The organism is Chromobacterium sphagni, from assembly GCF_001855575.1.
In the GTDB taxonomy this organism is placed as follows: Bacteria; Pseudomonadota; Gammaproteobacteria; order Burkholderiales; family Chromobacteriaceae; genus Chromobacterium; species Chromobacterium sphagni.
The window spans coordinates 69,100-88,484 of record NZ_MKCS01000003.1 but is presented as its reverse complement, the minus strand read 5'-3'; the positions used below and the strand labels follow the sequence as shown (position 1 = coordinate 88,484).

At 63.5% G+C, this 19,385-nt stretch carries 17 protein-coding genes; 9 read left to right on the top strand and 8 right to left on the bottom strand.

What is annotated here, in order from left to right; genetic code table 11:
* Nucleotides 1-187 precede the first annotated feature (187 nt).
* The 4 genes from BI347_RS19365 to narI all read left to right on the top strand — a co-directional run bounded on the left by BI347_RS19365 (nt 188) and on the right by narI (nt 6,846).
* The gene (locus BI347_RS19365) at nt 188-3,886 is read left to right on the top strand and encodes a nitrate reductase subunit alpha (protein WP_071116810.1); all 3,699 of its coding nucleotides are present in this window, start codon (nt 188-190) and stop codon (nt 3,884-3,886) included.
* A complete protein-coding gene (gene narH, locus BI347_RS19360; RefSeq protein WP_071116809.1) occupies nt 3,883-5,433 on the top strand; it encodes a nitrate reductase subunit beta in 1,551 nt (516 codons plus the stop codon). Before BI347_RS19365 ends, narH begins: the two co-directional genes overlap by 4 nt.
* An 11-nt stretch (nt 5,434-5,444) precedes the next feature.
* A complete protein-coding gene (narJ, locus tag BI347_RS19355) occupies nt 5,445-6,086 on the top strand; it encodes a nitrate reductase molybdenum cofactor assembly chaperone (protein ID WP_071113593.1) in 642 nt (213 codons plus the stop codon).
* A 73-nt stretch (nt 6,087-6,159) separates the two neighbouring features.
* Nucleotides 6,160-6,846, top strand: coding sequence for a respiratory nitrate reductase subunit gamma (gene narI / locus BI347_RS19350; protein ID WP_071113592.1), 687 nt, complete (start codon nt 6,160-6,162; stop codon nt 6,844-6,846).
* A 70-nt stretch (nt 6,847-6,916) separates the two neighbouring features.
* On the opposite strand, the gene BI347_RS19345 is transcribed toward narI, so the two are convergent.
* Together BI347_RS19345 and BI347_RS19340 are read right to left on the bottom strand one after the other, a co-directional pair.
* Nucleotides 6,917-7,570, bottom strand: coding sequence for a response regulator (locus tag BI347_RS19345; RefSeq protein WP_071113591.1), 654 nt, complete (start codon nt 7,568-7,570; stop codon nt 6,917-6,919).
* Nucleotides 7,567-9,465, bottom strand: a complete 1,899-nt coding sequence (locus BI347_RS19340) for a type IV pili methyl-accepting chemotaxis transducer N-terminal domain-containing protein (protein WP_071116808.1) — start codon at nt 9,463-9,465, stop codon at nt 7,567-7,569. The genes BI347_RS19345 and BI347_RS19340 overlap by 4 nt, the downstream gene beginning before the upstream one ends.
* Nucleotides 9,466-9,598: 133 nt before the next feature.
* Between BI347_RS19340 and mobB the strand changes: the two genes are divergently transcribed.
* Complete coding sequence (mobB, locus tag BI347_RS19335) at nt 9,599-10,087, top strand: molybdopterin-guanine dinucleotide biosynthesis protein B (protein ID WP_071113589.1); 489 nt, start codon at nt 9,599-9,601, stop codon at nt 10,085-10,087.
* Between the two features lies 1 nt (nt 10,088).
* On the opposite strand, the gene moaA is transcribed toward mobB, so the two are convergent.
* Entirely contained in the window at nt 10,089-11,063 is a 975-nt protein-coding gene (gene moaA, locus BI347_RS19330; protein ID WP_071113599.1) for a GTP 3',8-cyclase MoaA, read from the bottom strand.
* 271 nt (nt 11,064-11,334) lie between these two features.
* Between moaA and BI347_RS19325 the strand changes: the two genes are divergently transcribed.
* Entirely contained in the window at nt 11,335-12,282 is a 948-nt protein-coding gene (locus BI347_RS19325) for a DMT family transporter (RefSeq protein WP_071116807.1), read from the top strand.
* 174 nt (nt 12,283-12,456) lie between these two features.
* Here BI347_RS19325 and BI347_RS19320 read toward each other — a convergent pair whose 3' ends face one another.
* The 5 genes from BI347_RS19320 to BI347_RS19300 form a co-directional block, all read right to left on the bottom strand.
* Entirely contained in the window at nt 12,457-13,026 is a 570-nt protein-coding gene (locus BI347_RS19320; protein WP_071113587.1) for a hypothetical protein, read from the bottom strand.
* Nucleotides 13,023-13,673: a DUF484 family protein gene (locus BI347_RS19315; RefSeq protein WP_071116806.1), complete on the bottom strand. Its 651-nt coding sequence runs from the start codon at nt 13,671-13,673 to the stop codon at nt 13,023-13,025. The genes BI347_RS19320 and BI347_RS19315 overlap by 4 nt, the downstream gene beginning before the upstream one ends.
* 53 nt (nt 13,674-13,726) lie before the next feature.
* A complete protein-coding gene (dapF, locus tag BI347_RS19310; protein WP_071113585.1) occupies nt 13,727-14,557 on the bottom strand; it encodes a diaminopimelate epimerase in 831 nt (276 codons plus the stop codon).
* 120 nt (nt 14,558-14,677) lie between these two features.
* Nucleotides 14,678-15,244, bottom strand: a complete 567-nt coding sequence (locus BI347_RS19305) for a C40 family peptidase (protein ID WP_071113584.1) — start codon at nt 15,242-15,244, stop codon at nt 14,678-14,680.
* Nucleotides 15,241-17,154 (bottom strand): ATP-binding cassette domain-containing protein, encoded by a 1,914-nt coding sequence (locus BI347_RS19300; RefSeq protein WP_071116805.1) that lies wholly within the window; start codon nt 17,152-17,154, stop codon nt 15,241-15,243. The genes BI347_RS19305 and BI347_RS19300 overlap by 4 nt, the downstream gene beginning before the upstream one ends.
* A gap of 141 nt (nt 17,155-17,295) precedes the next feature.
* On the opposite strand from BI347_RS19300, the gene BI347_RS19295 reads away from it, so the two are divergent.
* The 3 genes from BI347_RS19295 to folC are packed head-to-tail and all read left to right on the top strand — an operon-like array spanning nt 17,296 to nt 19,384.
* Complete coding sequence (locus BI347_RS19295) at nt 17,296-17,652, top strand: hypothetical protein (RefSeq protein ID WP_071113598.1); 357 nt, start codon at nt 17,296-17,298, stop codon at nt 17,650-17,652.
* 8 nt (nt 17,653-17,660) lie between these two features.
* Nucleotides 17,661-18,119 (top strand): protein YgfX, encoded by a 459-nt coding sequence (locus tag BI347_RS19290; RefSeq protein WP_071116804.1) that lies wholly within the window; start codon nt 17,661-17,663, stop codon nt 18,117-18,119.
* A complete protein-coding gene (gene folC, locus BI347_RS19285) occupies nt 18,116-19,384 on the top strand; it encodes a bifunctional tetrahydrofolate synthase/dihydrofolate synthase (protein ID WP_071116803.1) in 1,269 nt (422 codons plus the stop codon). Before BI347_RS19290 ends, folC begins: the two co-directional genes overlap by 4 nt.
* Nucleotide 19,385: the final 1 nt, after the last annotated feature.

Sequence of the window (19,385 nt, the reverse complement as noted above, 5' to 3'; positions counted from 1 at the left end):
GCTTTCGTTCTATCCCGGACTACTCCTTAAGGCTTAGCCGGCCCCCTTCCTCTGCAGGCGCCGTTCACCCCGACTGACCGATTGGGCGGCTTGAAGGCGAACGGTAGGCTAGGAACTATCGCAACCAGTATCGGCAGCCGGGCGGCGGCGACTCAGAGCAGGGTTCCCCGGCGCGCATGGAGGCAAGATGAGCCATTTTCTTGATAGATTGAATTTCCTCGGCAAGGTGAAGAGCACCTTCGCCGACGGCCACGGCGCGGTGGTGAACGAGGACCGCGGCTGGGAAGACGCGTACCGCCAGCGCTGGCAGCACGACAAGATCGTCCGCTCCACCCATGGCGTCAACTGCACGGGCTCCTGCAGCTGGAAGGTGTATGTGAAGAGCGGCCTGATCACCTGGGAGACCCAGCAGACCGACTACCCGCGCACCCGTCCCGACCTGCCCAACCATGAACCGCGTGGCTGTCCGCGCGGCGCGTCCTATAGCTGGTATGTTTACTCCGCGCAACGCGTCAAATATCCCCTGCTGCGCGGCGAATTGGCCCGGCTGTGGCGCGACGCCCGCCAGACCCTGAGCCCGGTGGAGGCTTGGGAAAAGATCAGCCAGACGCCCGAACTCGCCAAACAATACAAGTCCGCGCGCGGCCAGGGCGGCTTTGTGCGCGCCAGCTGGGACGAGGCCAACGAAATCGTGGCCGCGGCCAACGCCTTCACCATCAAGAAATTCGGCCCGGACCGCATCGTCGGCTTCTCGCCGATTCCGGCGATGTCCATGGTGTCGTATGCCGCCGGCAGCCGTTATCTCAGCCTGATCGGCGGCGTGCCGCTGTCATTCTACGACTGGTATTGCGACCTGCCGCCGGCCAGCCCGCAGACCTGGGGCGAGCAGACCGACGTGGCCGAGTCGGCAGACTGGTACAACGCCAGCTATCTGATGGTGTGGGGCTCCAACGTGCCGATGACCCGCACGCCGGACGCCCACTTTTACACCGAGGTGCGCTACAAGGGCACCAAGACGGTGGCGGTATCCAGCGACTTCGGCGAAATGGCCAAGTTCGGCGACATTTGGCTAGCGCCCAAGCAGGGCACCGACGCCGCGCTGGCGATGGCGATGGGCCACGTGATTTTCAAGGAATTCCACCTCGACCAGCCGTCCGAATATTTCACCGACTACATCCGCCGCTACACCGACATGCCGATGCTGGTGAAGCTGCGCCGCGACGGCGAGCGCTGGCTGCCGGACTACTTCCTGCGAGCCTCCCATCTGGACGGCCAGCTGGGCGAGGACAACAACCCGGACTGGAAAACCCTGCTGATCGACAAGCAGAGCGGCGACATCGTCGCGCCCAACGGCGCCATCGGTTTTCGCTGGGGCCAGGCCGAGGGGCAGACCGGCAAGTGGAATCTGGAGCAAAAGGCACAGGGCGAGCGCCAGGTGTCGGGCCGGCTGTCGCTGATAGACGATAGCGACGAGGTGGTCGGCGTCGGCTTCCCATATTTCGGCGCCGAGCATGACGAGCTGCTGACCCGCAAGGTGCCGGTGAAGAGAATCAAATTGGCAGACGGCGGCGAGGCGCTGCTGGCCACCGTATTCGATCTGATGGCGGCCAACTACGGCATAGACCGCGGCCTGGGCGGCGGCAATGTCGCCACCAGTTATATGGACGACGCGCCGTACACCCCGGCCTGGCAGCAAAAGCACACCGGCGTGAAGCCGGAGATGGTGATCCAGGTGGCGCGCGAGTTCGCGCAGAACGCCGATCAGACCCACGGGCGTTCCATGGTCATCGTCGGCGCGGCGCTGAATCACTGGTACCACATGGACATGACCTACCGCGGCATCATCAATATGTTGATGCTGTGCGGCTGCATCGGCCAGAGCGGCGGCGGCTGGTGCCACTACGTGGGTCAGGAAAAGCTGCGGCCGCAAACTGGCTGGGCACCGCTGGCCTTCGCTGGCGACTGGGTCCGCCCGGCGCGGCAGATGAACGGCACCAGCTTCTTCTACGCCCACACCAGCCAGTGGCGGCACGAAAAACTGGGCGTGGGCGAGATCCTGTGCCCAACCGCCGATGGCGAGATGGCCGGCATGGCGCTGATCGACTACAACGCCAAGGCCGAGCGGATGGGCTGGCTGCCGTCCGCGCCGCAATTGTCCTCCAATCCGCTGAATATCGCGCAAGCCGCCGAAGAGGCCGGCCTGAGTCCTGTCGAATATACCGTGGATGGTTTGAAGTCGGGCCGGCTGGATATGGCGTGCAACGACCCGGACAACCCGCAGAACTTCCCGCGAAACATGTTCGTGTGGCGCTCCAACATTCTGGGCAGCTCCGGCAAGGGTCATGAGTACTTTCTCAAATACCTGCTGGGCACCCAAAACGCGGTGCTGGGTTCGGAAGACGATTGCATCAAGCCGGGCGAAATCACCGTGCGCCCGGCGGCCGAAGGCAAGCTGGACCTGATGGTGGTGCTGGATTTCCGCATGTCCACCACCTGCCTTTACGGCGACATCGTGCTGCCCACCGCCACTTGGTACGAGAAGGACGACCTCAACACCTCCGACATGCACCCCTTCATTCACCCGCTGTCCGAGGCGGTGCAGCCGCTGTGGCAGGCCAGGAGCGATTGGGAAATCTACAAGGGCTTCGCCAAGAGCTTGTCCCAGATCGGCAAGGACTATCTGGGCGTGCAGAATGACCTGGTGCTGACGCCGCTGATGCATGACAGCCCGCAGGAGCTGGGCCAGCCTTTCGACCCCAAGGACTGGAAGAAGGGCGAGTGCGAACCGCTGCCGGGCAAGACCATGCCGGCGATGACGGTGGTGGAGCGCGACTACGGCGCGATCTACGACAAATTCACCACCATCGGCCCGCTGTTGGAGAAGGCCGGCAACGGCGGCAAGGGCATAGGCTGGAAGACGGCGCACGAGGTGGACATTCTGCGCGGCCTGAACCAGGTGGCGCAAACCGGCGCGGGCAAGGGCCAGCCCCGGCTCGAAACCGCCATCGACGCAGCGGAGATGATTCTGACGCTGGCGCCGGAAACCAACGGCCACGTGGCGGTAAAAGCCTGGGACGCGCTGTCCAAGATCACCGGCCGCGACCATACACACCTTGCCCGCCCGCGCGAGCACGACACCATCCGTTTTAGAGACGTGCAGGCGCAGCCGCGCAAGATCATTTCCTCGCCGACCTGGTCCGGCCTGGAAAGCGAGGAAGTCAGCTACAACGCCGGTTACACCAATGTCCATGAACTGATCCCGTGGCGCACGCTGACCGGCCGCCAGCAGTTCTACCAGGACCATCAATGGATGCGCGCCTTCGGCGAAGGATTATGTGTGTATAAGCCCGCGGTCGATTTGAAGACCACGCAGGCGGTGCTGGGCAAGCACGGCAACGGCAATCATGAGCTGGTGCTGAATTTCATCACCCCGCACCAGAAATGGGGCATACACAGCACCTATTCCGACAACCTGCGCATGCTGACGCTCAGCCGCGGCGGTCCGCACGTCTGGCTGTCCGAGATCGACGCGAAGAAGGCCGGTATCGCCGACAACGACTGGATCGAGGTGTTCAACGTCAACGGCACGCTGACCGCCCGCGCCGTGGTGTCGCAACGGGTGCCGGAAGGCATGACGCTGATGTACCACGCCCAGGAGAAGATCGTGAACGTGCCGGGCGCCGAGGTGTCGGGCAAGCGCGGCGGCATCCACAACTCGGTGACCCGGACCGTGACCAAGCCCACCCACATGATAGGCGGCTACGCCCAGCTGTCCTGGGGCTTCAACTACTACGGCACGGTGGGCGCCAACCGCGACGAATTCGTGGTGGTGCGCAAGATGGACAAAGTCGACTGGATGGACGTTCCGGCGGGAGAGAAGCAATGAAGATACGCGCGCAAATCGGCATGGTGCTGAACCTGGACAAGTGCATCGGTTGCCACACCTGTTCGGTCACCTGCAAGAACGTGTGGACCAGCCGCGACGGCATCGAGTACGCCTGGTTCAACAACGTCGAGACCAAGCCCGGCATCGGCTACCCCAAGGATTGGGAAAACCAGGACAAATGGCAAGGCGGCTGGGAACGCACGCAGGCTGGCAAGCTGCGGCCGCGTCAGGGCGGCCGGCTGAAAATCCTGGCCAATATCTTCGCCAACCCCATCCTGCCGGCCATCGACGACTACTACGAGCCGTTCACCTACGACTACGAGCATCTGCAAAACGCGCCGCGGATGCAGACGCCGCCGACCGCGCGGCCGGTGTCGGTGCTGACCGGCAAGAAGATGGACAAGATCGAGTGGGGCCCGAACTGGGAGGACGATCTGGGCGGCGAATTCTCCAAGCGCGCCAAGGACGCCTTGTTCGAAGGCATCCAGAAGGAGATGTACTCGGCCTTCGAGAACACCTTCATGATGTATCTGCCGCGGCTGTGCGAACACTGCCTGAATCCGGCCTGCGTCGCCTCCTGCCCGTCCGGCTCCATCTACAAGCGCGAGGACGACGGCATCGTGCTGATCGACCAGGACAAGTGCCGCGGCTGGCGGATGTGCGTGTCAGGCTGTCCGTACAAGAAGATTTATTACAACTGGACATCCGGCAAGGCCGAGAAGTGCATCTTCTGTTACCCGCGCATCGAGTCCGGCCAGCCTACCGTGTGCTCAGAGACCTGCGTCGGCCGCATCCGCTACCTGGGCGTGCTGCTGTACGACGCCGACAAGATCGAACAGGCGGCGGCGGTGGAAGATCCGCAGGATCTGTACCAGTCGCAGCTGGACCTGTTCCTGGACCCCAATGATCCGGCCATCGCGGCCGAGGCGCTGAAGCAGGGCATCCCGCAAAGCTGGGTGGACGCCGCCCGCCGCTCGCCGGTGTACAAGATGGCGATGGAGTGGAAGGTGGCCTTCCCGCTGCACCCGGAATACCGCACGCTGCCGATGGTGTGGTACATCCCGCCGCTGTCGCCGATCCAGAGCGCGATGGAGAACGGCCTGATAGGCGAGGGCGGCATCATCCCGGAGGTGCAGAGCCTGCGGATACCGATCAAGTACCTGGCCAACCTGCTGACGGCGGGCAAGGAAGAGCCGGTGGTCAAGGCGCTGGAAACCATGGTGGCGATGCGCCGCTACATGCGCAAGAAGAGCGTGGAGAAGGTCAGCGACGCGTCGACCTTAGCCGGCACCCATCTGACCGCCGCCCAGGTGGAGGAAATGTACCAGGTGATGGCCATCGCCAATTACGAAGACCGCTTCGTGATTCCGTCCAGCCACAAGGAAATGGTGGAGGAGGCGTTCGAGGACAAGGCCAGCTGCGGCTTCAGCTTCGGCAACGGCTGCTCCGGCGGCGAGTCCGAGGCCAGCCTGTTCGGCAAGAAGAAGGCCACGCCCATCGTGTTCCACGACATGCGGCGCGACCGCAAGTCCAACGCCGGTAACTGAGGGAGACCATCATGCGCATTCACGCCATTCTGTCCGCGCTGTTGTGCTACCCGGAGGCCGAGCTGATCGCCGCGGTGGTCGAGATCCGCGCCGAGGCGGCCGAACATCTGCAAACCGCCAGCCTGCTGGAGCCCTTGCTGCAGGCGCTGGAGAACGAGGACCTGATCGAGCTGCAGCAGCGTTACGTGCTCACCTTTGACCGCAACCCGTCCCACTCGCTGCACTTGTTCGAACACATCCACGGCGAAGACCGCGCCCGCGGCCAGGCCATGGTGGACCTGCTGGAGGAATACCGCCGGCACGGTTTCGAGCCGGCTTGCAGCGAGCTGCCGGACTACCTGCCGCTATTCCTGGAGTTTCTGGGGCAGTGCGACCAGGCCGAGTCCGAGCGGCTGCTGGGCGATGCGGTGCATGTGATCGGCCACGTCGCCGGCAGGCTGAACGAGGCGGAGTCGGCATACGCCGGCCTGTTCGACGCGCTGCTGACGCTGTCGCCGGTCAAGCCGGAGCCGCTGCAGGCGCCGCCTATCCGCGACATGGACGAGATGCTGGAAACCTTCGGCCCCGGCGCGGACGGCGTGGAGCCGCTGCTGCGCCCGGCGCCGCCGGCGATCGCCCCGGTCAATTTCTATCCGCGCGGCGCGCGCGCCTGAAACCTTACCCCCTCTCCCCGGCGCGGGAGAGGGGCGGCGGGCGGCGCTGACGCCCCGCCATCGGGAGACAAACATGGATTACTTGCATAGATTCGTATTCGGCATCTATCCCTACATCGCGCTGGCCATCTTCCTGCTGGGCAGCCTGATCCGCTTCGAGCGCGAGCAGTACAGCTGGAAAAGCGAGTCGTCGCAGCTCTTGTACCGCGGCCAGCTGCGGCTGGGCAATATTCTGTTCCACCTGGGCATCATCGGGCTGTTCTTCGGCCATCTGGCTGGCCTCTTGACGCCGCTGGCGGTGTGGGACGCGCTGGGCGTCAGCCACAGCTTCAAGCAGCTGTTCGCGATGAGCGCCGGCGGCCTGATGGGCGGCCTGTGCCTGATCGGCATCGCGCTGTTGCTGCACCGCCGCTTCATGTGCGACCGGCTGGCCGCCAACACCACCTGGCGCGACAAGCTGGTGCTGCTGTGGATACTGGCCACGCTGCTGCTGGGCCTGTCCACCATCTTCGTGTCGGCGCAGCATCTGGATGGTCACGAAATGGTGCTGCTGATGAGTTGGGCGCAGCACATCGTCACCTTCCGCGGCGACGCGGCGGACTTTATCGTCGCGGCCTCGCCGGTATTCAAGCTGCACCTGTTCATGGGCATGAGCCTGTTCGTGATCTTCCCCTTCACCCGGCTGGTGCACGTGTGGAGCGGCTTCGGGGCGGTGGGCTATCTGGGTCGGGCATGGCAGCTGGTGCGTCCTCGAGCCTGAGCGCCGCGCATGAAAAAAGCCGCTCTTCCAACGCGGCTTTTTCGCGGGAGTTCGCGGGAGAAAGCCGGGGTCAGGCCTTGTCCACCCCGTGCTCGACCGCGTACACCGCCGCCTGCACTCGGCTGTTGAGCGACAGCTTGCGCAGAATGCTCTGCACATGGACCTTGACGGTGCTTTCCGCCAGCGCCAGCGCGCGGGCGATTTCCTTGTTGCTGGCGCCGCGTGCCAGCCAGCCCAGTGTTTCGCGTTCGCGCGGAGTCAGTGCGTCCAGTTCGTTGAGCTTGACCGGTTGCGCCGGCTGGCGCAGGCGGGCCAGCAGCTTGGCGGTCATTTCCGGCGACAGCACGCTGTCGCCATCCACCGCGCGGCGTATGCTGTCCAGCAGGAAGTCGGCGTCGATATTCTTCAACAGATAACCACGGGCGCCGCCGCGCATGCACTCGGCCAGGTCGTCACCGTCCTCCGACACAGTCAGCATCAGCACCGCGCATTGCGAGCAGCCGTCCAATATCTGCGGCAACGCTTCGCGGCCATTCATCACCGGCATGTCCAGATCCAGCAGCACGATGTCCGGCTGCAGCCGTTCTGCCTGCTTTACGCCCTCCAGGCCATCGGCGGCCTCGCCGACCACCACGAAGTCGACCTGTCTTTGCAGCAACGCCCGCAGACCGCTGCGAAACAGGGTGTGGTCGTCAACCAGTAGAATGCGGATGGCTTGGCTCATGCGGTGGTACGCTCCTTTTGCGGCAGGGTCAGTTCCACCGTGGTGCCCCCCTGCGGACTGGAATGGATCTGGATGGTGCTGTGAATGCGGCTTGCCCGCTCTCGCATGATGGACAGTCCGACATGGCGGCTTGACCTGATCCCCTGCAGAGCTGGATCGAAGCCGCGGCCGTTGTCGCGGATGCTCATGCTGAAGTTGGCGGAATTGTCTATCGCCACGTTTACCTGAGAGGCTTCGGCGTGCTTGCGGACGTTGGACAGCGCTTCTTGCAGGATGAAAAACACCTGCAACTGCTGCTGGGGGTCCAGCGGCTTGCCGTCGCCGCCCATCTCCAGGCTGACCGGCACATGGGTCTGCTGCTCGAAACGCTGCAGCAGCGCACGCACCGCTTCAGGGAATTCCTGCTTGCTGATGCGAACGCGGAAGTTCAGCAGCAGTTCCCTCACGTCTTCATAGCATTCCTGCACCCCAGCGCGGATGCTGGTCAGGTTTTCTCGCGCCTGCTCCTCCTCGCGCGCGGCCATCGCATCTTCCAGCATCTGCGTCTGCAGGTTCAAGAAGGACAGCGATTGGGCGATGCTGTCGTGCAACCCTTGCGCCATCAGGTTCCTTTCCTCGGACACCGCGAATTGTCGTTCGCAGGCTGCCAGACGCTGGTTTTCGATGGCGACGCCCAGATGCTGCCCCAGCGTTTCCAGCAACATCTGTTCCGCATGCGGCAATACGCGGGGCGACTTGAAGAACAAGGTGAAGATGCCGATATCCATACGATAGTTGCGGATATGGAATACCGCGATGGAGGAAAAGCCAGCCTTGCGACAGTGGCGAATTTCCTCGCCCTCCATTTCGCCGATGTGACGCAGCACCGCAAAAGGTTGCTGTACAGCTTCGCCGCAATAGCAGGCGTCGTGGGGAATACACTCCTCGTGCGCCTGCAGCTCCTCCGGCAGGCCGACCTGGGCGATCTGGTCCAGCTTGCCGCGCTGGGGGTCGATCAGCCGGGCATTGGCGGCATCGGCGCCCACCAGTTGGATCAACCGTAGCAAGAAGCCTTGGCACATCTCGTCCAACGCGTGCTGCTGGTGAAGAAAGGAAGTCATGTCATACAGGGTTTTCAACTGCAGATTCTGTTCTTCCACTTCCCGCGTCTTGTGGTCCACCTTGCTTTCCAGATTCTGGTACAGGTCTTGCAACCGTGCCGCCATCTGGTTGAAACCGGAGGCCAGCATGCCGAATTCGTCCTGACGGTCCACCTGCACCCGGGTGTCCAGCTCGCCTTCGCGCAGTCGGCGTATCGCCTGGCTGAGCCGGTTGACCGGGTGAATCACCATCAGAAACAACAGGTAGGCCATGCTCACCGCCCCTACCAGCGCCAATGCTATCAGCACCATCTGAAACATCCGCAGCAAGGCGGTATTCGCTTCGTTGTCGCGCTCCACCAGGCTGACTTGACGGTCTATTTCCACAACAAAGGCGCGCAACTGTTCGGTGGTTTGCGGCGAATCGCCGCCGCTAAGCAGCAGCGGACGGATGCGCGACTGCCATTGCTCCTCTATCCGCTGCTGCTGCTGGTGCACTTCGCGGCTGGCAGGCAGGAACAAGGGCCGCGCCGGATCGCCGTGACGCAGCCTGGCGAGTATTGTGTCGAAATCATCGACCTCATCCAGTATCTGCTGCCGCTGCGCCTGGGTGGCACCCAAGTAGGCGGTGCGGTAGGTGCGCATGCGCAGGCTGCCGACATCGTTGATGGCGGCCGCGCCGCCTTCCAGGCGCCACGACAGGACCAAGGTATAGCCTATCGATGTCAACGACACCGCCAGCGCCAGAAACGACAGCACCAGCAGTTTGCTGGACAGGCTTTGCAAATATCGGATTGGCCCGAGGGGCTGGGTCATGCGGGTGCTTCCTGCTTTTGGCGGGTGGCTAAATGCGGAGAGTCGGAGCAGAATTGCCACTAAATGTTCGCATATTAATAGTATTAACATAGCGCTTGTCGGCGCTGGCGACAATCCGTCAAAAGGAGAAGGCGTGAAGCGGGTATTGGGTGTGGCCGGCTATTCCGGCAGCGGCAAAACCACCTTGCTGGAGGCGGTGCTGCCGCTACTGATGGAGGATGGGCTGAGGGTGGCGGTGATCAAGCACAGTCACCATGACATCGCGCTGGACTTGCCGGGCAAGGACAGCTTTCGTCACCGCCAGGCCGGCGCCTGCGAGGTGATGGTGGTGTCGCCGAACCGTTTCGGCCTGTTTGCCGAAACGCCGTGCGCATTGACTCTGGACGAGCAGCTGGCGCGGCTGGGACCTTGCGATCTGGTTTTGCTGGAAGGGGGGAAGTCGCAGGCGTTGCCCAAGTTGGAGGTGTTCCGGCCGGCGCTGGGGCGGACCCCGCTGTTCAGCCAGGATCCCTGCATCATCGCGGTGGCCACCGATGCGCCCTTGCCTGCCGACATTCCTGTGCTGGACCTGAACGACCCGGCCGCAGTGGCCGGCTTCGTCGCCAACTGGTTGCAAGGCTGATTCAGCCCCCGGTCTGCGACATGAAGCGCATCATCTTGACCGGAGCTTGTGCGAATTCATGTTTTTCCGGTTTCAGCTCGATGGCTTCGCGGATGGCGGCCTCCAGCTCGGCGTCGCTGCAGCCCGCGCGTAGCAGCGGCCTCAGCTCGAACCGCTGCTCTTGCCCCAGGCATAGGTAGAGCGTGCCGTCCACCGCCAGCCGCACACGATTGCAACTGGCGCAAAAGTGTTGGCTGATGGGGGTGATCAGACCCAATGTGAAACGGTTGTCGCGAGATCGCCAGTAGCGCGCGGGGCCGCCGCCCAGGTTCAGGCTGAGCGGGTGCAGATCGAAGCGCTGCCGCAGACGCTCCAGCACCGGGCGCAGGTCCATCCCCGCGGCGCGCTGGCCGATGTGGCCCATGGGCATGGCCTCGATCAGCCGCAGGATGAAGCCGTGTGCAATGCAGAACTCCGCCATGGCCTCGATGTCGCCATCGTTTACGCCTTGCAGCGGCACCATATTGATCTTGATGTTCTCAAAACCGGCAGCTCTGGCTGCTGCGAGGCCGGCCCTTACCCTGGGCAGGCAGTTGCTGCCGGTCAGCTGGGCGACGCAGTCGCTCCGCAAGGAGTCCAGGCTGACATTAAGCCGATTGACGCCTGCGCGGAACAGCGCGTCGGCATGGCGGTCGAGTTGCGTGGCGTTGGTGGACAACGACAAGTCGCTGACGCCGGGTAGCCGCGCCAGGCGCGCCGCCAGTTCTGACAGCCCCCGCCGCAGCAGTGGCTCGCCTCCGGTGAGGCGAATGTGCTTGGCGCCCATCCGGGCGAAAGCGGCCGCCACCCGCGCCATCTCATCCAGGCTCAGCCAGTGCGCCGGCTCTTCAAAGTTTTTGAAGCCCTTGGGCAGGCAATAGCTGCAGCGAAGATCGCAGCGATCAGTGATGGACAAACGTAGATATTCGACGGAGCGGCCGAAGTGGTCGGACAGCATGGCGCGTTCCCGGAAGGCAAGAGTCATGACAGACATGTTAGCCAAAACCGAGATCGCGGGCTGTTCACAGGAAGGAGGGGGCAGTCTAGCTATTTTGGCTTAGCCTTGCGCAGAAAAGCCGGGGTGGTTTGAATCCTTTTTTTACTTATTTTTGGCATTTTAATTCATTTAAATTATAAATATTGATGCAAATTTAATTTTATTGAAATTAATTGGCATCAATATTTATTGCCATGCCTTAAAATGGCACCCATTCATTTTAAAGCATGCCATGCCACCCCAATCCAGCCAGCGTAACGCCCATATCCTGTTGGTGTTGACCATGTTGATGTGGTCCACCAACTTTGTCATCGCCCGCGCCCTGCATAGCCTGGTCGGACCATTTACGCTGGCCTTCGCCCGCTGGGGCATCGCCTTGTGCTGCCTGCTGCCGTTTGCCTTGCCGCGCTTGCGTCGCAATTGGCCCAGATTGCGCGAGCAATGGCGGCTGCTGTTGCTGCTGGGGACTTTCGGCATAGGCCTGACCAATACCTTCGTCTACTGGGCGGTGCAAACTACTTCCGCCACCAATGCGGTCATCCTGAATAGCGCCACCCCGGTGATGGTGCTGCTGCTGGGTTCGCTTTATTTCCGCCAGTACTTGAGCTGCCGCCAGTGGGGCGGCATGGCGATGGCCTTGTCCGGCGCCATGCTGATCGTACTGAAAGGGGATCTGCGGGCCTTGTCCGGTTTTCATTTCGGCGGCGGCGACCTGCTGGTGCTGGCGGGCGGCTTGAGCTGGGCGATCTATACGCTGGGGCTGCGCAAGCTGAAGCCGGGCATCGATCCGCTGGTGCTGATGAGCGTGCTGCTGTTGGTGGGCGAAGGTTTGCTGTTGCCGCTGTTCGTCCGGGAGACCGTCCTTGGCGGTTTACCGTCCCTGAACGGAGCGGCGCTGGCCAGCCTGATCTATCTTGGGGTGCTGCCTTCGGTGGTGGCCTACCTGATGTACAACCGGGCCATCGGCATGGTGGGCACGGCCAAGGCGGCCAGCTTCCTTTACCTGATGCCGGCCTTCGGCGCGCTGCAATCGATCTGGCTGTTGGGGGAGGAGTTGCACTGGTATCACGCGGCTGGCCTTGCCGCCATTTTCTGCGGCATCGCGCTCAGCTCGCTTACCCGGCCGCAGCCGGCTGGGGGCGCCGCGCTGGCGTCCAAGCCCAGAGCGTCGCAGGTCTGATCCAGCGCGAGCGAAAGTGCTATGCTGGCCCAATAGACGGGAGCTTGCATTCAACTGTTTCGTTGAGTCTGCAAAAAACAGCGAGTTTTGCGAGTGAGGATTGGCCATTAGAGAGTCAAGCTCAAGCGGCGCCGAAGAGTCGGCGCCGCTTTTTTGTCTACGGCGAGGAAGATGTCAGGTCAAACCCAGGATGGCCGGAGTCAGCCACTGCGCCAACCAGACCAGCAGCAGCGGCAACAGCAGGCACATCATCCCCCATGCGGCCCAGGATGTGCCGCAAACCTCGCGCCTGCGCATCGCCAGCAACTGGGCGCGGTAAGCGAAATAGCTGACCGAGGCGATCAGCGGCGGCGCCATGATGTAGACCGCCAACGGACGCCAGTCCAGCCATGGCGACAGGGCCAGCACTCCGATATGCAAGGCCAGCTGGCTGGAGAACAGCGCCGCCAGCCGCGGGTCCTGTCCTGGGAAGAGCAAGGCTTTGCGCGTGACCCGCATCGTCACAGCGGCCCACATCGCCGCGGCTATGCCCAGCCAGGCATAGGCATAGATGAAGGGCAGCAGCAGCGGGGTGAGCGAAACCGGTTCCGGATGGCAGTTAAGCAGCGCGGCGAGGACGATATAGGCGGCGAGAAAACAGCCGATGGCGCTACCGCTCTTGCTGGCTATCAATCGCCATGACGCATGCAGGAAGAACAGCAGCACAATCAGCAGCAGCAGCACTCCGACCGGCGTTGCCGTCATTTAGCCTCCAGCGTGGCCAGGAGGGAGGCCGACAACAGTTCGCCGATCTGGCTCAGGTATTGGGTGTGCATGTCGAAAGTGAAGCGTTGCGCGTCGTCGCTGGCCAGAACCAGCAGGCCGAAGGCCTGGCCGCCGGCGTCGCGCAGCGCCACCTGGGCGAAGGACTGCAGCACCGGGATGGCGGGGAACCAGCTCATCACCTCGTCGTTGACGTAGGGGCCGCAATAGGGGGCGGCGAGATTGCGCGCCAGTCCTTGCACTTCGTTCTGCGCATTGTAATGCTCGGTCTCGGCTTCCGCTCCCGAGTGCCACAGCCGCAGGGCGACGCGGTTGAGCTGGAACTCTTCGCCGAGGCTGTGTTTTAGCGCGGCGATTTGCTGTTTCAGACCGCGGTGGGCCAGTTGCGCCAATGTCAGTTGGTGCAGCTTCGCGACGATGCGCTCGTTGGTCTGCGCCCGTTCCGCCAGCTGCTGCAATTGCGCCTCCAACTGGCGGTTGTGGTCCTTGAGCTCCAGCAACTGGCGTTCGACGAAGGACACCACCCGTTCGCCGTTCTGCGGACTTGCCTGCAGGCTGAAGCGCGCGGCGTGCTGCTGCAGAAACTCGGGGTGTTCATCCAGAAAAGCCAGAACCTGTTCGCTATGCATCTGCCTTGTCCTTTCGAAATGATGCGGCAATGAGATTGGTGTCGCTGCCGGCGTTAAAGTTCTATCTCGCCCTGAAAAACCGTGACGGCGGGGCCGGTCATGATCACCGGCCGACCGTCGCCTGCCCATTCCACCGTCAGTTCGCCGCCGCGGGTGCGCACTTTTACCCTGGCGTCCAGCAGGCCCAGCCGGATGCCGCTGACCACCGCGGCGCAGGCGCCGGTGCCGCAGGCCAGCGTTTCGCCGGCGCCGCGCTCGAAGACCCGCAGGCGGATTTCGCCGCGGCCGAGCACCTGCATGAAACCGGCGTTGACGCGTTGCGGGAAGGCGGGGTGGTTTTCAATCTGCGGGCCGATTTCGCCCACCGGGGCGCTGTCCACGTCGTCAACCAGCTGCACCGCGTGGGGGTTGCCCATCGATACCACGCTGATGGCGCAAACCCGGTCCGCCAGCCGCAGCGGGTGGGACAGGGCGTCGCCATCGGCCAGGAAAGGGATGTCGGCGGAAGCGAAGCGCGGCACGCCCATGTCCACCCGCGCCTGTCCGTCGCCAAGATATCGCGGCGCGATCACGCCCTTGGCGGTTTCCACCAGGATGTCGGACTTGTCTGAAAGCTGCTGGTCGTGGACGAACTTGGCGAAGCAGCGCGCGCCGTTGCCGCATTGCTCGACCTCGCCGCCGTCGTTGTTGAAGATGCGGTAGCGGAAATCGTGGCCGGCTTCGCGGGGCGGTTCCACCAACAGCAGTTGGTCGAAGCCTATGCCCAGCTGGCGGTCGCCCAATTGGCGGATGCGCTCCGGCGACAGGGCGACTTGCTGGCGCACGCCGTCAATCACCATGAAGTCGTTGCCCAGGCCGTGCATTTTGCTGAATTTGAGTTTCATGAGCGGATGACTGGCTACGGAAATACGGGATAGGGCAGATTAGCATAGTGCGGATGGATATTCACCGCGGGCGGGGTGAAAGCATGACGGCGGGCATGATCGCCCGCCACGACATGGCTGTCAGCCGCGCAGCAGGGTGCGCGCGCCTTGGTAGCGCGGGGCGAAGTAGACGTTGTCCAGCCGCGCCACGCGGATGGTGCTGTTGCTGCGCGGCGCGTGGACGAACTTGCCGTCGCCGATGAAGATGCCCATGTGCGAGAACGGACGGTTCATGGTGTTGAAAAACACCAGATCGCCCACCTGCATCTGGCTGTCCGGAATGGGCCGGGCCAGGCTGGCTATCCTGGCGGCGTTGTGCGGCAGCTTGATGCCCACCGCGTTCTGGTAGATGTAGCTGACCATGCCGCTGCAGTCTAGGCCGGCTTCCGGGTTGTTGCCGCCGAACTGGTAGCCGCCGTCCAGCAGGCCGATGGTGTAAAGCAGGATTTCGCGGCCGTTGCCGTCGGCGCTGATGCCCGACAAGGAGGTATCGCCGGACGGATGGCCTGGCCGGGCGGGTTTTTGCTGGCTGGTCCTGGTCGGCGTGGTGCCGCAGGCGGCCAGGAGGGCAGCCAGACCCGCCAGTGCGGCCCCGCGCAGCAAGAGGCGGCGGCTCTGGCCGCCATCCGTCAGCGATGGTTTGCTCATTGTTGCTTGGACTCCAGTTCTTCCCAGCGAGCCAGTTTTTCCAGCAGCGTTTCGTCAATCTCTTCTATGCGCTGCTGCCAGGCTACCGCCTCGCGCGGGGTGTCTCGATAGCAATTGGGGTCGAGCAGGCGCTGGTTGAGTTCGGCCTGCTCCGCCTCCAGCGCGCTGATCTGGTCCGGCAAGGCGGCCAGCTCGCGCCCCTCATTGTAGGACAGCTTGTTGCGCGCCGCCTTCGGCTTATCCTGCCGTGCTGGGGCATTGGCCGGCGCGGTTTCCTTCGGCTTCTCCGCCGCGCCCATCGCCGCCATCCGCTGGCGGGTATCCAGCCAGTCTTGATAGCCGCCCGGGTATTCCTCCAGCCTGCCGTCGCCTTCGAAGGCGATCACCTGGGTGACCACATTGTCGAGGAAGGCGCGGTCGTGGCTGACCAGGAACACGGTGCCCGAATACTGACCGATCACGTCTTCCAGAAGTTCCAGCGTGTCGATGTCCAGGTCGTTGGTGGGCTCGTCCAGCACCAGCACGTTGGCGGGGCGGGTGAACAGGCGCGCTAGCAACAGGCGGTTGCGTTCGCCGCCGGACAGCGACTTGACCGGGCTGCGCGCGCGTTGCGGCGAGAACAGGAAGTCCTCCAGATAGCTCATCACGTGCTTCTTCACGCCGCCGATCTCGACGAAGTCGTTGCCCTGGCTGATGACGTCGGCCACGCTCATTTCCTCGTCCAGCTGTTCGCGGAACTGGTCGAAGTAGGCGATTTCCAGCTTGGTGCCCTGTTTCACCGCGCCGCTGTCGGGCGGCAATTCTCCCAGGATCAGCTTCAGCAGCGTGGTTTTGCCGGCGCCGTTGGGGCCGATCAGGCCTATCTTGTCGCCGCGCAGGATGCGGCTGGTGAAGTCGCGGATCAGGGTGCGGCCTTCGAAGCCCTTGCCGACGTGTTCCAGCTCCGCCACCAGCTTGCCGGAGCGCTCGCCGGCGTCCAGCTGGAAATTCACTTGGCCGACGCGTTCGCGGCGCGACGAGCGTTCGCGGCGGATCGCCTCCAGCCGGCGCACGCGACCCTCGTTGCGGGTGCGGCGCGCTTCGATGCCCTTGCGTATCCACACTTCTTCCTGAGCGTGGTGCTTGTCGAAGATGCGGTTCTGCTCTTCCTCGATCGCCAGCTCTTCGGCCTTGCGTGTCTGGTAGGCGCTGAAGCTGCCCGGATAGCTGCGCAGCAGGCCGCGGTCCAGTTCGACGATGCGGCTGGCGACGTTGTCCAGGAAGCGCCGGTCGTGGGTGATCAACAGCACGCTGCCGGCGAAATTCTTGATCAGGCCTTCCAGCCATTCGATGGCGGCGACGTCCAGGTGGTTGGTGGGCTCGTCGAGCAGCAGCACATCGGGCTTGGACGCCAGCGCGCGCGCCAGCGCCACCCGCTTCTTCCAGCCGCCGGACAATTCGCCGATGCGGGCGTCCGGGTTGAGGTCGAGATGGCTCAGCACCGAGCTGATCAGCGCGTCGAACTGCCAGCCGTCGCGCGCCTCCAGCTGCTGCTGGATGCTTTCCAGCCGCGACAGCGCCTGTTCGTGGTCGGTGTCGGCCAGCGTTAGCTGGTGGGTGATGTGGTGGTAGTCGGTAAGCAGCGCTTTCAGTTCGCCCAGGCCCTCGGCCACCGCTTCGAACACGGTATGCTCGAGGTTGAATTCCGGCTCCTGAGGCACGTAGGCCACCTTGACGTCGCCCTTGATGTTGATGCGGCCGTCGTCCAGCTGCACCGCGCCGGCGATGCCCTTGAGCAGCGATGATTTGCCCGCGCCGTTGCGGCCGATCAGGCCGATGACTTCGCCGGGCTCCAGCGAGAAGTCGACATTGTCCAGCAGCGCGTGGTGTCCGAAAGCCAGGCAGGCTTTCTCGACGGTAATGAGGGCCATGTTTATGTGTCTAGCGAGAAGGAAAAACGGCGCCTAGTGTAACACGGGCGGGCAGCGGCAACCCTGAAGGCAAACGGGTCGCCTAGCCGCGGGCGGACTGATACAATGCGCGCCAAATCGTCTTGCCAGAAAGGCCGCACCATGTACTTCGTCGATCGCGCCGTTGCCGTCATCAAACCCAAACAACCGTTCCTGGACTGGCTGAACCAGTTGCCTGACACCGATATGATCGATCTGACGCTGGACAGCCTGCGCAGCGACTGCACCGCGATCCTGCTGCCGGAGTTTGTCGAGCCGGAAGAGGGCGTCGCCCACATCGATGAAATCAGCGAACAGCTGTTCAAGATGGAACTCGCCTCCTGGGACGAGGACGAAGCCAAGTGGCCCAAGGATTTGTCGCTGAAGGCGTTTTGGGAGTGGTTCGACGTTGAAATCCACTCCACGGTGATGGACAGCGTCGACGACGACATCACCAACAGCCCGGCCAACGATCTGTAATTTTCGCGATGCGCAACCGGCCCCTGCTGCAATCGTTCGCGGTGGATTTGCGGCCGTCGCGGCTGTGGCTGGCCTTGGTGTTGGCAAGTTGGCTGGCGTATGCGCTGCTGTTGCTGTGCTATCTGCCGCCAGCTTATGCGATGAGCTTGCCGGCGGCGGCGTTCTTCGCCTGGCGGGCCTTGCGCGCCGGAGGCTGGTGGCGGACGGATGCCTGGCGTCGGCTGGAGATCGATCCTCAAGGCCGCCTCCATCTTTGCGGCGACGGCGGCCGGCGGGAGGCGCGGGTGCTGGACGACTGCTTCGTCACGCCGCTCTTGACCGTGCTTAACCTGCAGGCTGACGGCCGCCGCCAGAGCCTGATGCTGTGGCCGGATTCGGCCGACGCCGAAGCGCGCCGCCTGCTTAGGGTATACCTGCTGTGGTTCCATCCGCCGCAGCCATCTGACACTACGGAAACCACTCCATGACCACAACAAAGACACTGGACGATTGGCTGCGCTGGCAGGAAGGCCTGCATCTGAGCGCCATCGACATGGGCCTCGCCCGGGTGGAAAAGGTGCGCCAGGCGATGCAGCTGGCGCCGCGCTGCCCGGTGATCATGGTGGCGGGCACCAACGGCAAGGGCTCCACCTGCGCGATGCTGTCCAGCATCTTCCGCGCCGCCGGTTTCAAGGTGGGGACCTACACCTCGCCGCACATCCTGCATTACAACGAGCGCATCGCCATCGACCTGCAGCCGGCCAGCGACGAACGCATCATCGCCAGCTTCGAGGCGATAGACGCCGCCCGCGGCGACACCACGCTCACGTACTTCGAATTCGGCACGCTGGCGGCGGTGCACAGCTTCGTCGCCGAAAAAGTCGACGTCATCATCCTCGAGGTGGGCCTGGGCGGGCGGCTGGACGCGGTCAATATCTTCGAACCGGCGGTGTCGGTGGTGGTCAGCGTGGATCTGGACCACCAGGCGATACTGGGTGACAACCGCGAAGACATCGGCTTCGAGAAGGCCGGCATCTACCGCGCCGGCAAGCCAGCGATCTGCGCCGACCCCAATCCGCCGCAAAGGCTGCTGGAGCATGCCGCCGCCATCGGTGCCGACCTCAAACTGTACCAGCGCGACTTCGGCTTCACCCGCATGGACAACCAGTGGTCGTTCCATATCGGCGACCATCAGCGCCATGCGCTGCCGATACCGGCGCTGCGCGGCGGCTATCAGATGGTCAACGCCTGCGCGGCTCTGGCTGCGCTGGACGCATTGAAGGAGACGCTGCCGGTGGGAATCGGCGCGATCAAGCAAGGCCTGGTGGAGGTGGAGTGGCCAGGCCGCTTCCAGGTGTTGCCCGGCCGCCCGGCGGTGGTGCTGGACGTCGGCCATAATCCGCACGCGGTGAAGGCGATGGCGGCGGCGCTCAAGCAGCTGCCCTACGCGGAAAACCGCTATGCGGTGTTCTCCATGCTGGCGGACAAGGATATGGCCGGCGTGGTGGAGCTGGCGCGCGGCGAATTCGACCACTGGCTGGTGGCGGGGCTGGACATGCCGCGCGGCCAGAGCGGCGAAACCATAGCCGCTGCGCTGCGCCAGGCGGGGGTCGACCAGGTCAAGGCATACGATACGGTGGCAAACGCATGGTCTGCCGCCTTATCGCAAGCCGGCGACAATGATAGAATCGTCGTTTTCGGATCTTTCCACACCGTAGCAGAGGTGATGGAAGCCCGGCGTCACCCGGTTTGAG